This window comes from Desulfotignum phosphitoxidans DSM 13687, assembly GCF_000350545.1.
GTDB lineage: Bacteria > Desulfobacterota > Desulfobacteria > Desulfobacterales > Desulfobacteraceae > Desulfotignum > Desulfotignum phosphitoxidans.
In genome coordinates, this window is sequence record NZ_APJX01000001.1 from 110,518 (window position 1) to 125,318 (window position 14,801).

A 14,801-nucleotide genomic window follows, 5' to 3' on the forward strand; every position below is an offset into this window, starting at 1 on the left:
AATGCAGGTTGTCCAACATTATTCTGTATTTTTTCTTTCCCACCAACAGGATATGGTGTATCGTATATCATGACATCTGGGTGATCGCCAAAAACAAGAAGCCAGTGACCCTTCTGAAATCATCGATTAAAACTGAACGATATCTCCGGGAGCAGGTATGAACGCGTCATATCCGTGTTCCCTCAAATCAGCAGCAAATGCTTTGCTCTGGGATTCTTCCCCATGGACAATGGCGATTTTGTCGACATCCAGGTTGGACTGTGTGACAAACCGCATCAGTTCGTGCTTGTCTGCATGGGCACTGAACCCTTCGATTTTTTCCACCCGGGCGGCCAATGGATAGGATTTTCCGAAAATTTTAACCTCGGGAACCTCTGATCCGTTTGCTTCGGCTGCCTGTTCACCCAGTTCCTCGATCCGGCGTCCCAAAGTGTGCTGGGCCATATATCCCACAATCAGAATCGTATTTTTAGGGTTGTGAATCTTATACCGCAAATGATGAAGGATGCGCCCGGCTTCACACATGCCGGATGCGGAAATCACCACATGGGGCGTTTCATCCCGGGTCAGGTTCATGGACTCTTCGACCGTCTGAACAAACCGGATCTTATCAAAATAGAATGGATTCAATCCTTTTTCCAGAAATGCGGCATGGGTTTCCCTGTCATAGGTCTCCGGATGCTCGCCAAACACCCGGGTCAGATTGGATGCCAAAGGGCTGTCCACATAAATGGGCAGCTGGGGCACCTGTCCGGATTCATACAATTTATGAAACACATAAATCAGTTCCTGGGTTCTGCCGTAGGCAAATGAAGGAATAATCAATGATCCGCCCCTTTGGTGGGTTTCCAGCAGCACTTTTTTCAGGCTGGTTTCCAGATCCGCCACCGGCCCATGCTCTCGTGCCCCATAGGTGCTTTCCATGATCATCAGATCGATTTTTGTATCTTGTTCATCAAATTCCAGGGTCGGATTTTTGAGAATCGGTTTGTCAAAACGCCCGATATCTCCGGTATACAGAATTTTGCGGATACGACCGTTATCTTTCACAGTGAACAGGGAAAATGCAGATCCAAGAATATGACCGGCCACATAAAATTTAACCGTGGTATCCCGGCCCACGGGAATTTCATGGTTGAAAGGATACCCATCAATATAGGTCAAGGCTTGTCTGGCCTGATCCTGGGTGTACAACGGAGCAATGATGTCAAGACCATACTGGTTCTGAAGCTTGGCAATGGCATCCGTATTCAGGTCATATGGATTTTTTTTGAGCAGACGCTTGACCTGTGATTTTTCCTTGTTGGTCAGCTGCTGATTTTTCTTTTTCTGCTCTTCCTGGTAAAGAAACGTTCGCAAAGATTTGTAATTCAGATACTGGGCATCGGATTCCTGGATATGTCCACTGTCCATCAGCATATAGGACAATGCATTCTGGGTGGGACGGGTGGTGATGATCCGGCCGGAGAATCCGGCCTGGGTCAGCACGGGGATCCGGCCGGAATGATCAATATGGGCATGGGACAGCACCATGTTGGTAATCTTAGCCGGATCCACGGGAAAATAACGATTTTTTTCATTGCTTTCCTTGCGCCGCCCCTGAAACATGCCGCAATCTAAAAGGATTTCATCCCGACCCGTATTCAAAAGGTGCATGGAACCGGTGACTTCACCGGTTCCGCCCAGAAATTGACATTCCATTTTTGCCTCGCTTCCTTTGGTTGTCCGTATGTTTGATTTAACGCCTGACCGATCCGGGCCAGGCAGTGATTGACCGTTTGCGATGGATGCTATTGAAACACTTTTTTCAGCAGATCCGCATATTTTCCCTTCAATTGGGGTAATTCATCAATTTTGAAGGCCCGGCAACAACCCTTTCAACACTTTTTTCCCCTCTTCTTCCAGGGATTTTGTGTCTGTGGCCGGCAATTTTTTTGTATCGATCATCTCTTTAATCTTTTCCTTGTCCGGCAACCCGCCTCCCAGCAATCCCGCCAGATCCGGCCGGATTTTAGGGGATGCAAACGGTCCGGTGACCCGCAGCGGCACCATAATCCCTGTTCGGTCCGCGGTATCGCCCTGGCCTTTCAATGTTCCCACCAGCTTGGGTTCCACACGGATATCCAACGTTTCTTTTAACAGATACGCCTGACCCCCTGCATTGACCCGCAGAAGCGGAGATTTCAACCCGGCGTCCATGATATTGAAAATCCCCTGCCCCACGGAAAACGGCAGACTTAACTCCGCAAAATCGGTTCTGGGTTTTTCAGTGACCGGTTGTCCCAGCCCGGCTTTGGCAGCGGCATTGCGGACCATGCCGGCAATATCAATGCCTTCAACGGCACCGTCTGTAAAAGTCATTTTTCCTTTGCCGTCCAGGGTTTTCTTGATTTGATCCGCCGTATCCCCGGCCATGGTCAAGACAGCATCCCCGGTCAATGAACCGGAAATCAGATCTTTTTCCATGGCATCTCTGATCAAAGGACCGGCCTGGATGCCGTTCAGATCCAGGTTTATTCGGGTGACAGGAGATTTTTTGCGCACATCCACCCCCAGTGTGGAAGCCAGGCTGCCCTGATACAGGTTCAGGGAGAACGGATCCAGGGCAATCTGACCGTTTCTGGCTGTCACATGGGTCGTCATGTCTGAAACCGTCATATTGGACGCTGTCATCTGCCCGATCTTCAGTTTGCCGTCCAGCACCAGTTTGCGCAAAGGACCATAGTCAGGAGATGAACCGGAAGCGGCCCCTTTTTTTCCGTTGGAAGACGGGCTCCCGGCTTTGGGTTTCTCCTGTGCCGGGGGCAGGTACCGGTCCAGATCAATCTGGTCCAGGGCCAGATCAAATGCAACATCCGGCTTGTCAAACGCTTTTGCGGCCCCACTGAACGTCAAAGAAGTGTCATCCAGGGTCATTTGCCCGCGGGCCAGAGACACCGCAGACGCATTACCTGAAATATGGGTACGCAAAGCGATTTTTTCAAACACAGCCGGATCCGCCGTTTCCATGAAAAAGGTCTGTTCCAGTTCAGCCATGAGTTTGCGCAAAGAAAACGGGGCCACATCCAGGTCCATGTCCACCCGGGGGTCATTGGACGGATCCGACAGTTTGCCGGCCAGGGTCACATCCATCACTCCCAGGGCTTTCATTACCAGATCAAAATCAATGTCTGATTTGCCGGGATTGTTTCCCATCGGACCGATGTTTCCGTTCAAAGATACGGGTTTTTCATCCATCCGGGCCGTAAAATCGATCTGTACCGGCTTGTCCAGGCTGATATCTCCCAGAGTCAGATTCAGGTCAGTGATCTGCTTTTTCAGACCGGCTGCCTTGTCTGAAAAAACAACCTGCCCATCGCTGATGGTGAAATCTTCCACCATCCAGCAATTCTCGGTGAAGGTCTAAAATTCCCAGAAAAATGTCAATCCACCAAAATTCAGTCCGATGTCAGCTGAGAATTAGGATTTTTCAGCCCAAATCGCAGGCATTTATGTATCAGGTTTGTGGAAAATGTCAAGAAAACCGGATAGAAGCCAATAGAGATCCATTGACCTGAAACGGCCTTGATGAATCAGAATCATTTGTTGACCGGGCGAAGCAAATTTTCATGGAGCACGAATATCGGTTGGTGGGGAGATCACAAAACCAAGCAGTGATTCCCAATTTTCGAATATTATGACCCGGATTGTACAACGCAACTGGTTCCAGAATTCTTTTTTTGCACTGAATTTGGCCCTGGCTATTTGGTACAAAGGGTCTTTGAGTTCAATGATTTGATGCATAAAAAAAGCCAGCAGGGTAAACAGGAAAAAATTGAATGATAAGTTCTTTTTTCCATGGCCATAGTTGTGCTCAGCATGATAACCAAGATTTTTCAGGGTATTGAAATTTTCGTTTTCAATTTTCCATTTTGCCCGACCTGCCTTGACAAGCTTTTTCACATTGTTGCCAGTGACCCGGATATCAGTGACCCAGCTGTTTTTATAGGTGATTTTATCTCCATCCCGGATGATGCTGTATTCAAAAAAATTGACCAGCGGTGCTGATTTGTTTCCATTCAACCTGATATCATTGATCCATTCATATCTATGAATGGCGCCCTCGTTATCCTGCCACTCCAAAAGGTGAGCCTGGTCCAGATCCTCTTTTTCTATGAGTTGATCGAATAAAACCTTATGGCTGCTGGGCTTTGCTATCAGAATATATGACATTTTGTTTTGATTGAGAGCCTCAATAAACGGCTGCCTTGAATACAGATCATCGGCTGTAATCACGATCTCCAGTTTTGGATGCTCTTGTCGAATCCGGTTTAAAAAGCGCTTGCCGGCGTTGATCTCACAATCCTGTTTTTTTGAACCATCACTGTTTTTGATTGGTTCCGGTGCCAACGGGACCACCTGTTTTTTTTCTGGATGCACAATAGACGCGCCCAAAACTTTATGGGAGTAATTAATGGTTCCATTTTTGTAACCCTTTGTTAAACATGAGGGGCAGTTGATAGTTTCTGAACTGAAATACTGTGTACCATCAATGGGCAGGAGATACCCCTCATCCAGAAATTGAAAAGGTTGCAACTGATTTCCCCGTTGCAGCAGTCGGAAAAAATCGTTGAAAATTGGAAGCAGCTTTTGAGAAGGTATGGCATCAATGATGTCTCTTAATTGGTTGTCTTTGGGAATCGTTTCAACTTGAAACAACGTCTGCAGATTATTCATTTGCGTCTGTTCCTGCAGACGTCTTTGAAATTCGAGCATTGAAGCATCTTGAAAATACATCATGGCAAGGGCGCTCAGACAGGCATCATGCATGGAATGCTTGATTTTTCCAACCTGCCGCATCTCAATCTCAGCGATTTCATTGACGCGGGCTGAGACCGACTTTCTGAGGTTTGAAAAACCAAGTTTTGTTCCAGTATTCAAGCTGATAGCTCCCAAGTATTGTGCATTTGGATAAAGCTATCATAAAATGATAAAAAAGTCTAGTTTATATTTTCAATTATTTCAATTAGTTATAAAATATTTAAATTTCCCGTCAAGGAGATTACGGCTTTGTGATGCCTCAGGCAATGCCAGTGAGATTGGAAAAAATATTACGAAGTAAAAAAAATATCTGATGCATGAAAAGCCGATTTTACAGCATTTTTAGGTTCACCGAGAATTGCTGTCCACCATCAGCGATTCAATGGGCAAGCCCGAGTCCTTTGATTCTGACTTTTCTGCGGCTGGTTTCTTTTCACCGTCCCGGGCATCTGTTTTACCAAAGCCTTCCCAGTTGGCCCGGCCGTCTTTTCGACGCTCCAGAAAGATCTTAGGGGCATTCAACGCAAAAGTACTGATCTCGATGCGCCGGGAGAACAGGGGCATCACCTTGAGCCGAACTTCAAACTGATCCACTGCCACCATATCCGTTGCAGTGAATCCTTCCGGGCTGCCCAGGCGGACATCCGACAATCGGACCCCGACCCAGGGGAATACAGACACATCTATGTCATTTCCCATGGTAAAAGACCGGCCGGTCTGCTTGGTTACCAGTTCCTCCAGTCTGGGTTTATACTGCTGGACATCCACCAGCATGGGAACCAGCACCACTGCGGCCACCATTAACACGACCAGGATTGCCACGATTCCCAGAACCCATTTTATCAAACGACTCATAACTCCCCCTGTTTCTTGAGTAAAACAAGTTTACAAATTTTTCAGGTGGTGCCCGCCGGGTGTTTTGACCGGTTTACAGCGCTGCCAGGGCCGCGTCATAATCCGGTTCGTGGGTAATATCATCCACCAGCTGGGCATATATGACTTGATTTTTTTCATTCAGCACCATAACCGCCCGGGCGGTCAGGCCTTTCATCGGCCCGTCCGTGATCAAAACCCCGGCGTTTCCCGGAAATTCCGCATCCCTGAAAAGAGAGGCGGCCACCACATTGTCAATGCCTTCCGCCCCGCAGAACCGTTTAAGGGCAAAAGGCAGATCTTTTGACAGACAGATCACCTGGGTGTTATCCAGGCCGGCTGCCTTTTCATTGAATTTACGCACGGACGTGGCGCACACATCCGTGTCAATGCTGGGAAAAATGTTGAGCACCTTGCGTTTGCCTTCAAAGGATTTCAGCGTGATTTCAGACAGGTCCTGATTCACGGCGGTGAAATCAGGTGCCGTCGTACCCTTGATTGGAAATTCGCCTGCCAGAGAGACCGGATTGCCTGATAGTTTGGTAGAAGCCATGGGGATTCTCCTTTTATTTGAAATGAATTATTATAACCGCGGATTTCATTGAAATCCACTTGTTTTAACTTTTTAGACCGGTTTTTCCTTTTACTGCTGCATGATTCAGATAATGTAATGCGGTCTGAGCCGATTTCAACGCATTATCATTTTTTAACGATTTTTTCAGACGGATTTCAGCGATAGAGAGATGTGTTTTTTGGCGGTATCCACTTCCAGGACCCTGACCTGGACCGCCTGGTGCACTGAAACAACCTCGCTTGGATTTTTGATGAACCGGTCCGCCATCTGGCTGATATGCACCAGGCCGTCCCGGTGGACGCCGATGTCCACAAACGCCCCGAACGCGGTGACATTGGTCACGATACCGGGCAACATCATGCCCGGGACCAGATCCTGGATGTCTGAAACGGACGGATCAAATGCAACACTTTGAAAGGATTTTCTGGGATCCCGGCCCGGCAGCCGGAGTTCCGCCAGAATATCGGTAAGCGTGGGCAGTCCGGTCTGATCACTGATATAGGCCCGGGGGTCGATTTTTTTCACCCGGTCCGGACTTCCCACCAGGTCCTTGGGGGCACACCCCTGGTCTTTTGCCATCTGTTCCACAATACCATAGGATTCCGGATGAATGCCTGAGGCATCCAAAGGATTTTTTCCATTGCAAACCCGCAGAAATCCGGCTGCCTGTTCAAACGCCTTGGGGCCCAGCCGGGGCACTTTCAAAAACGCCTTCCGGCTGTCAAACGGCCCGTTTTCCTGCCGGTACTGCACCAGATTGGCGGCAATGGTGTCATTCAACCCGGCCACCCGGGCCAGCAGTTCCCGGGATGCGGTGTTGACCTCCACGCCCACCTGGTTGACACAGATCTGGACAGTGTCATCCAGGGCCTGGCGCAGCTGTTTTTGATCCACATCATGCTGGTACTGGCCCACACCAATGGACCGGGGATCGATTTTCACCAGCTCAGCCAGCGGATCCATGAGGCGCCGGCCGATGGATACGGCCCCTCTTACCGTGATATCGTGATCCGGAAACTCCTGCCGGGCAATGTCTGAGGCAGAATAGACCGATGCCCCGCTTTCATCCACCATCAAAATCTCGACCCGATCGGGCAGACCCAGTTCCCGGACAAAGGCCAGAGTTTCTCTGCCGGCCGTGCCGTTTCCCACGGCCACTGCCTGGATTTGATATTGATCCACCAGATCCGCCACCAGGCGGCCTGCTTTTTCTCTGTCCGCCTCTTTGAAATGGGGGTATATCACCCCATGGTGGCACAAATCCCCTTTGGCATCCAGGCAGACGACCTTGCAACCGGTTCTGAACCCCGGATCCAGGGCCAGTATCGGTTTTTCACCTAAAGGCGGGGCCAGGAGCAGGTCTTTGAGATTGCTGACAAATACCTGAATGGCCTGATCATCTGCCGTGGATTTCAACGCCTGAAGACATTCTTTTTCCAGAGATTTCCCTAAAAGCCGCTTGTACGCGTCCAGAATGGCGATCGATACCTGGTCCCGGCAGGCGGACGGCTGTTTTTTCAGATAAAATGCCCCCATGGTCCGGACCGCTGTCTCAGGCTCCACTGCCACATGCAGGGTGAGCACGCCTTGTTTCGCTCCCCTAAGCATTGCCAGTATCCGGTGGGACGGGGCTTTGAATGCGGGCTCCTGCCAGTCGAAATAATCATGGAATTTGTCGCCGGGCTGTTCCTGACCTTTTTTGACCCGGGACTGGATCACACCCTGTTTTATGTATATCTGGCGCACCGCTTCTCTGACCCGGGGGTCTTCATTCACGATTTCGGCAATGATGTCCCTGGCCCCGGCCAAGGCCTGGTCGGGTGTTTCCACACCTCTGCCGAGATCCACAAACCGCCGGGCTGCATGGGTAATATCCGTATTTAAAGACTGGGCCAGCAGCAGATCCGCCAGCGGATCCAGCCCCTGTTCCCGGGCCGCCATGGCCCGGGTCCGGCGCCGGGGCCGGTATTTTTCATACAGGTCTTCCAGACCCGCCAGGGTGGCAGCCTTCTGAATTGCCCGGGCCAGGTCCGGTGTCAACAGGTCTCTTTCAGTCAAAGAAGCTGTGATGGCGGTCTTTCTGGCATCCAGGGCAACCATGGCTTGGTGCCGGTCCCGGATCCCGGTGATGGCGACTTCATCCAGAGACCCGGTTTGTTCCTTTCTGTACCGGGCGATGAACGGCACGGTGGCACCCTGATCCAGCAGGGTTAACACCGCAGCCACCTGTTTTTCAGATATTTGAAGATCCTGACTGATAAAAGAAATGTGTGTCATGTCCGTCTAGTAGCTGAGGGAATCGTCAAAGTCAAGATTGAAAAACCGGGCCGCATTTTTCCAGGTAACCTGTGCCAGTTCCCAAGAAGAAAGCCCGGCCCCTGCCAGCCATTTGAGTTCCCGGTCCCAGGCATAGGGGATATTGGGAAAATCCGACCCATACATGACCCGGTCCAGCGGAAACGACCTAAGATCCGGCCGGGCAGATGCAGGGAAATAATCGGTAAGTACCATGGCAGTGTCCAGCCACAGGTTTTCATGGGTTGCCATCAGAAAAGAATACTCCGACACCTCGTCAAATCCCAGATGGGGCACGCAGAATTTCAGGTCCGGAAACCGGGTGAGGACCGAAGCCACTTTGCCGGCCCGGCACAATTCATGGGGATCGCACCGGTAATGGTCACTTTTGGGTTCCCGGCCGGCATGCACCACCATGGGTTTGCCATGATCCGAACACACCGCACAGATCTCATCCATGTCCGGGCTGTCCAGATCAAAGCACTGGACATGGACATGCAGCTTCACCCCGCCCAAGCCCTGATCAAAGGCCCGGGTCAGGATATCCGCAGCGCCTGTTTCCCCGGGAAATACCGTGGCCATCCCGGTCATCCGTCCTTCAAACATCCGGCACAGTCCGGCCATATACGCATTCAATTCCCGGGCAATGCCTGGCTTGTGGGCATACTGCAACGCAATAACATGGGCCACGCCCCTGTCCAACAGAAACCGGATCAGATTCTCACTGGTATCCCGGTACCGGATCTGCCAGGCGTGGGCGTCAAACCAGTTCCGCACTGCGTGAAAAGTGCTGTCCGGAAACACATGCACATGGGCATCGATGGCGCAGGAGATGCCGGATGGCAGGCAGTCTCCTTCAGAGTCATTGTAATAAGGAAGATCCGGTGACAGCATTTAGTGAGTATCTCCGCAAAAAATAATCATGATGAATATCTGTCGGCATAGTGCCGTCCCTGGCGGGGGTGTGCATCGCCAAATTTTGCTGCCGGCACAGAAAAGCATAGTCCATCGTTTTCATTTCCATTGTCCAGGTCTTTCACTGTATTGAGCTCATGATTTGTATTGGTACCCATTGTTTTTCAAAGCCATGAATTCTCATGTATTGGATTATCATTGAGCAATCGTTGATGACAAATTATCTCAGAAAGGGATTCCCCGCTTTTTCCATAAAAATTAATGAAAGGGATTTGTCTACTACCATTTCCTTGAACGGTTTATACCCCAGCCTTTCATAAAGACGAATGTTTGCAATACTCTTTGTCCCTGTAAACAACTCGTACCTTTGAGCTTCAGAAAAATGTTCTTCGATGGCATTCATTAGCCTTGTTCCGATGCCTTTGCCTTGAATGTCAGGATGAACAATTAATCGGCCAATAAAGCATGAAGTTTCATCAGAATATGCTCTCACAGAACCGAGTATATTATTTTCGACAACCGTTTTATAAAAAATCTGAGTGTCAAATTTCTCTCTGATTTCTGCAATAGTTTGCGTTAAGGGAGGGATGTTGTAATTCTGATATAATTCCGCTTCACTTTGATACGCCATCTTTTGGAGTCTTAAAATTTGCGCCGCATTTTCAATATCAGCAATAGTAGTTTCCATTGTTGTTCGTCTCTGAAACATCACAATCATTGCACCCTGATTACATTGGAAATCCACATTATCAGCTTTTGAATTGCATTGGTATGCTTTATTAAATCCTTACGTTAAATTTCCGGTATCGGATAATCTGCCCGTATCATAACGAGAGATCTCCCTGGGCCTTGAGACCTGTGAACCTATGCTGCCGCATGACCTCATAACTTAAAATGGCAACGGCATTGGCCAGGTTCAAGGATCTTGAACAAACGGAAATGGGCACCCTTACGCAGGTGTCTTTGTTTTCCAGGAGTAATTGTTCAGGCAGGCCCACGGATTCTTTTCCAAAGATCAGATAGACCGTATTTGAATAAGGTAAGCGGTCGCACCGCACCCCGGCTTTTTTTGAAAGAAACACTTTCTGGCCCTGGGGATTCTGGGCAAGAAACTGTCCATAATCTTTGTATGACTTGACGTTGAGGTCTTTCCAATAATCAAGGCCGGCACGTTTTAAATACTTATCCTCAATGGAGAATCCTAAGGGCTCGATCAGGTGCAGCGATGACCCCATGGCATTGCAGATCCTGCCGATATTCCCGGTATTCTGGGGTATTTCAGGTTCCAACAGGACAATGTTCAATTCAACCATGCATTTATCCCTTTTTGACACTCAGGTGCATGAGACGGTCCCGGAGCTTCTCCTCGGTCCTGGCAAATTCAGTGTGAAACGCTTTGTTCTCACCGTCGCTGAATCCGGCAAAATCCATGAGATCAAGGTCCTTTATCAGATTTAGAAGCTTCAAAATATGGTTTTGGGCCATGGTCCTGCAGAAGTCTGAATCCCGGTCTTTCACTTTTTGGACCCATGCGGGATTGGATTCCAGGTAAGCTATCTGTGAATACTGCTTATTGAGCAAAAGAAAAAAAAGCTGGAACAATCCATCCACCCGATGGGTTTTAATCAGGGAGGGGCTGTGAAAAAATGAAAAGGTCTTGTCCACACTTACCTTAGCGGTATTCAGATATTGGACGCGTTCAAACCAGTTCAGGGTATAGGTTTGATAATCTTTTTTCAGCCAGAACTCTTTTTTCCACAGATGGGTCTTTACCACTTTATTTAAGCCGTCCAGGCAGTCCTCGGTATTTTCATAATCATAGGATCCCAGCAGCGCCCCGGACTGGAAGATATCAGCGCCTGGCTTATACGCCTGCTCACTGATTTCCGCACTGATGATCCGGTCCTCTTCCCCCGGTCTGAAAAAGATCATTTTACATGAGGGTTTCCCCTTTTCAATGCGCAGGGTCTCCTCTGCCGAATTCGGGGGAACAATGGCATCGGCGATTGCCTGGGGAAAAAAGGCCGCATAAACCGCCGGACTGACATCCACCTTTTCCAGCACCATTTTAAACAGGCCAAGATCCCGGTCCTCCATCCCCCTCACCGGAATGATCTTACCTTTTTCCAGATCCGGCAGAAAAAGGTCCAGAACCTTGTCAAGACCGGCCTGCCAGTGGGCGCTCCTGGGGTCTTTTTTTTCGTCTATCCATTTTTTGACTTTGGGGGACACAGCAACCATATCTTTTTTTCCTTTTCCGGGTTTAGGTAGATCCTTAAGCCTGGTATCAAACCAGAAAAAAGGCGGGATGTCACCCTAAAAATTGTGCTGATGATGCCCACCTTCCAGCAGGAACATGTCCGGCCTCATGATCTGCGAAGGCATGGCTGCCACATATGCATCGCGGTCCGGCTATTTCAAAGAGCGTTTTCAGATACCCGGATGTGTTAATCCGGTCTGACTGCTTCCGGGTCACGGCCTTGTCAATGTAGTACCGCAGCCCATCAACACCATCACGGTTGATAATGTCATGGCATATCCGGAATCAAAATCCTTTGCAAATTCCTCATCCCTGGCTTCCATATTGAATGCTCAACTGTTCATACTCATACTGTTTCATCTGAATATCTTTTCTTGTATGGAAAATCTTTTTTTCTAATCGTTCGATTTTCAAGCGGGCATCCTTGGTTTCGTTCAAAAGACGTCGACGATCACTTTCAGAAGTGCTGTCCTGTATCAGCATTTCTTCTTTATGTCTCAACTCTTTTCGCAGTTCTTTCAACTTTTTCTGCTCGTTTCGCAAGCAGAATTCCATCTTGTCAATGGCGCTGGAAACAATATAAAAGCGCAGTCCAATCTGGTAACCTGCAAGAAAATTATCCGATAGCCCCCGCGGGCAGACCCCATTATATTCCAGTCCTTTTTTCCCTGACAAAAAACCGTTCGTTTCGGTACAGAATTCGATTAATCCATTGGCATGGCCTCTCAAATAGAAATCAAGCTCTGGAATAATATCATATTTTGCACATGCTTTCCGGTAGTTGCTTAGATAAGACGGCAATCTTCCGGCACTGCCATCTTCGAAACCGATAATCTCCCAGTCTGCATTTCTGCATTGTGATGCATCCATTTTGGCACACCCCCCTGTGAGAAACAGTGCTGATCCAAATATCAACAGCGTAAGGCAGGATGATACGATTTGTGAAATTATAAAGGACATCCTTTTCCCCTTGTTCGCTGCACTATTATGGACATATCCATACCATATTCTTGCCATGAAAAGATCTCCAAACGCGGAAAACCCGCGACCCAAGTGCCCCTCTTCATTTTCTTGTTTTTTTCACAGAAACTAAGGAGTAAGGCGTTAATATGGAAGAAGTGCAGAAATGTTTATCCCGATATATCTGATTTCTCCCATTTTTGGAATAGTACAAACAAAACCAGATCCGCATTTTTTCCCTTTGTCAAATATCAACCATTTTGCAACCACCATCCCTGGACAAATCGACCATACCAAGTTTTCAATAATATTGGTATCCTTCAGGAAATTCAAGCCTGAATCTTTTTGCTTTGGACAATTATCATTAAACTGAGAAGAAAGGTAACTTGAAGGTCATACGCGTAGGTCAGCGCAGAGCGATGGCTGAAGTTGTATGGACCGACTGGTTGAGCATTATTTTTTCTTCAAGACCTTTGATTTTATGAGAAGATACGAAAGGTTTGCTCAACCGGATATCTACTATCTTGGCTTTTGTTAGAAGATATAAAAAGAGGATGATCAAAGTCGGAGCTGCGATAAGAAAGAAAAATAAGCCATGGCCGTGCATGAAGATCGTTATTTGTGGCCATTCGTTGAGATTTCCGCCTTTCTTTTCATAGTCATATAGAATAGATGATTCATCGTTCTCAATCTTTTCAACCTTAACGATTCTTGCGCTCCAGTCGCTGATCTCGGGTTTTAATGGGAAATCATCACCTATAAGTTTTCGATAGTCGTCGGATTTTGTTGTAATGTAAATTGTAGCTCTTAGTATGTCCTTCGGATTGAATAGACAGAAAAAGGAAATTTTTCTCAGGTTGTAACAACTGCTGTGTCAATGCGTACTTGGCTGTGTACCACTGCCTCGACCCTCATGGCTGAAGTGAAAGTGCTGATAATTATTCCAAGGACTTGATAGCGGTGGCGGTCAGATCCGGTCTTATGACTCCGCCAATGTTCCCAGATGGAACCGCCCTGTCAAACACGGCAGAGGGTGAGGCTCACAGGGGCCGCCCGGCACGGGTCTTTGGCCCAGCCGGAACCAGTGAAAAACAACCTGTGTCACGCCAGAAGCTGTACCAGCAGGATCCGAAAACCGATACCGATGAGCACCACACCCCCAACGATCTCCATGCGCTTGCCCAGCATCGCCCCCAGATGCCGCCCGATACGGATGGCCAGCAACGACATGCCCGAGGTAACCACACCGATGACGATGCTCGGAAACCAGATGGCCACCCCCAGCATGGCAAAACTCAAGCCCACGGCCAACGCATCAATGCTCACGGCAATGCTCAGCATCACCATGGTCATGCCCCGGGACGGGTCTTTGCCATGGGATTCCGGATTTGGATCCAGCCCGGAGATCACCATGCGGCCGCCCACCACCATGAGCAAAAGAAACGCCACCCAGTGACTGAACGCCTGGATGAACACCAAAAGCCCCAGTCCCAGGAACCAGCCCAGCACCGGAAACAGAAACTGGAATAGCCCGAAATGAAACGACAGCCGGAACACGGCCCGGGCATTGCCGGCATATCCCGCCGCTGAGGCAGCCAGACTTACCGCGGCCGCATCCATACCCAGGCCCAGGGCGATCAGAAAAATGTCCGCTGCTCCCACGCCCCTCCTTTTTCAAAACCATCCCTGGACAACGGGTTCATTGATTTACAGGCTGATCACTGCGGCATCACAGGACAAATTAATGAATTCCGCAGCCGATGCCATGCGTGCACCCTCGATCAGATCTTCTTCCTTGATCTGGCGGGCACTGGCACAGGGGGTGCACACCAGAATCGGCACCTCATGGGCCTGAAGATAGGCTAAAAGGTCATCGGCCACATCCCCGGTGGCAGCCCTCACATGGGTAATGATCCCTTCTTTGGCCAGATATACCCCTTCATCCAGTAAAAACAGACTGGTATTTTTCCCTTCCTTGTGCGCGATGGTGGCCAGGTGAATGGCCCGGGTCGCCCGATTGGTGTCATTGGTGCCACACGACAGTGCGATTACCACATTGTTTGTCATTGGATGCTCCTTTTTTTCATGGATTCAAAAAGTCAAGCTTCCGGGATCAAACCCCGG

The 14,801-nt window shown here is 48.9% G+C and carries 13 protein-coding genes; all 13 read right to left on the minus strand.

Annotated features, from left to right (window positions below):
• Positions 1-126: 126 nt before the first annotated feature.
• Positions 127-1,701 carry an MBL fold metallo-hydrolase RNA specificity domain-containing protein gene (locus tag DPO_RS00475; protein ID WP_006963549.1) on the minus strand — a complete coding sequence of 525 codons (1,575 nt, stop codon included), beginning with the start codon at positions 1,699-1,701 and terminating at the stop codon, positions 127-129.
• 147 nt (positions 1,702-1,848) lie between these two features.
• Positions 1,849-3,381 (minus strand): AsmA family protein, encoded by a 1,533-nt coding sequence (locus tag DPO_RS00480; protein WP_006963550.1) that lies wholly within the window; start codon positions 3,379-3,381, stop codon positions 1,849-1,851.
• Between the two features lie 225 nt (positions 3,382-3,606).
• Positions 3,607-4,920 carry a hypothetical protein gene (locus DPO_RS00485; protein ID WP_006963551.1) on the minus strand — a complete coding sequence of 438 codons (1,314 nt, stop codon included), beginning with the start codon at positions 4,918-4,920 and terminating at the stop codon, positions 3,607-3,609.
• Between the two features lie 228 nt (positions 4,921-5,148).
• Complete coding sequence (locus DPO_RS00490; RefSeq protein ID WP_006963552.1) at positions 5,149-5,655, minus strand: AsmA family protein; 507 nt, start codon at positions 5,653-5,655, stop codon at positions 5,149-5,151.
• Positions 5,656-5,728: 73 nt separating this feature from the next.
• Positions 5,729-6,226, minus strand: coding sequence for a thiol peroxidase (gene tpx, locus DPO_RS00495; RefSeq protein ID WP_006963553.1), 498 nt, complete (start codon positions 6,224-6,226; stop codon positions 5,729-5,731).
• Positions 6,227-6,391: 165 nt separating this feature from the next.
• Positions 6,392-8,524 (minus strand): Tex family protein, encoded by a 2,133-nt coding sequence (locus DPO_RS00500; protein WP_006963554.1) that lies wholly within the window; start codon positions 8,522-8,524, stop codon positions 6,392-6,394.
• 6 nt (positions 8,525-8,530) lie between these two features.
• Positions 8,531-9,436, minus strand: a complete 906-nt coding sequence (locus tag DPO_RS00505; RefSeq protein ID WP_006963555.1) for an amidohydrolase family protein — start codon at positions 9,434-9,436, stop codon at positions 8,531-8,533.
• A gap of 241 nt (positions 9,437-9,677) precedes the next feature.
• Positions 9,678-10,145, minus strand: coding sequence for a GNAT family N-acetyltransferase (locus DPO_RS00510; protein ID WP_040011452.1), 468 nt, complete (start codon positions 10,143-10,145; stop codon positions 9,678-9,680).
• A 136-nt stretch (positions 10,146-10,281) separates the two neighbouring features.
• Positions 10,282-10,770: a tRNA (cytidine(34)-2'-O)-methyltransferase gene (locus DPO_RS00515; RefSeq protein ID WP_006963557.1), complete on the minus strand. Its 489-nt coding sequence runs from the start codon at positions 10,768-10,770 to the stop codon at positions 10,282-10,284.
• A 4-nt stretch (positions 10,771-10,774) separates the two neighbouring features.
• A complete protein-coding gene (locus DPO_RS00520) occupies positions 10,775-11,698 on the minus strand; it encodes a hypothetical protein (protein WP_006963558.1) in 924 nt (307 codons plus the stop codon).
• Between the two features lie 325 nt (positions 11,699-12,023).
• The gene (locus DPO_RS23570) at positions 12,024-12,734 is read right to left on the minus strand and encodes a DUF2799 domain-containing protein (RefSeq protein ID WP_083911943.1); all 711 of its coding nucleotides are present in this window, start codon (positions 12,732-12,734) and stop codon (positions 12,024-12,026) included.
• Positions 12,735-13,778: 1,044 nt separating this feature from the next.
• Positions 13,779-14,339, minus strand: coding sequence for a manganese efflux pump MntP (locus tag DPO_RS00535; RefSeq protein ID WP_006963565.1), 561 nt, complete (start codon positions 14,337-14,339; stop codon positions 13,779-13,781).
• Between the two features lie 45 nt (positions 14,340-14,384).
• On the minus strand, positions 14,385-14,744 hold the full coding sequence (locus DPO_RS00540; RefSeq protein WP_006963567.1) for a DsrE family protein: 360 nt from the start codon (positions 14,742-14,744) through the stop codon (positions 14,385-14,387).
• Positions 14,745-14,801: the final 57 nt, after the last annotated feature.

Excerpts from the sequence above, each read along its gene's own strand:
- DPO_RS00475 (WP_006963549.1), bottom strand. The coding sequence starts at position 1,701 with ATGGAATGTCAATTTCTGGGCGGAACCGGTGAAGTCACCGGTTCCATG.
- DPO_RS00480 (WP_006963550.1), bottom strand. The coding sequence starts at position 3,381 with ATGGTGGAAGATTTCACCATCAGCGATGGGCAGGTTGTTTTTTCAGAC.
- DPO_RS00490 (WP_006963552.1), bottom strand. The coding sequence starts at position 5,655 with ATGAGTCGTTTGATAAAATGGGTTCTGGGAATCGTGGCAATCCTGGTC.
- tpx (WP_006963553.1), bottom strand. The coding sequence starts at position 6,226 with ATGGCTTCTACCAAACTATCAGGCAATCCGGTCTCTCTGGCAGGCGAA.
- DPO_RS00500 (WP_006963554.1), bottom strand. The coding sequence starts at position 8,524 with ATGACACACATTTCTTTTATCAGTCAGGATCTTCAAATATCTGAAAAA.
- DPO_RS00505 (WP_006963555.1), bottom strand. The coding sequence starts at position 9,436 with ATGCTGTCACCGGATCTTCCTTATTACAATGACTCTGAAGGAGACTGC.
- DPO_RS00510 (WP_040011452.1), bottom strand. The coding sequence starts at position 10,145 with ATGGAAACTACTATTGCTGATATTGAAAATGCGGCGCAAATTTTAAGA.
- DPO_RS00515 (WP_006963557.1), bottom strand. The coding sequence starts at position 10,770 with ATGGTTGAATTGAACATTGTCCTGTTGGAACCTGAAATACCCCAGAAT.
- DPO_RS00520 (WP_006963558.1), bottom strand. The coding sequence starts at position 11,698 with ATGGTTGCTGTGTCCCCCAAAGTCAAAAAATGGATAGACGAAAAAAAA.
- DPO_RS23570 (WP_083911943.1), bottom strand. The coding sequence starts at position 12,734 with ATGGCAAGAATATGGTATGGATATGTCCATAATAGTGCAGCGAACAAG.
- DPO_RS00540 (WP_006963567.1), bottom strand. The coding sequence starts at position 14,744 with ATGACAAACAATGTGGTAATCGCACTGTCGTGTGGCACCAATGACACC.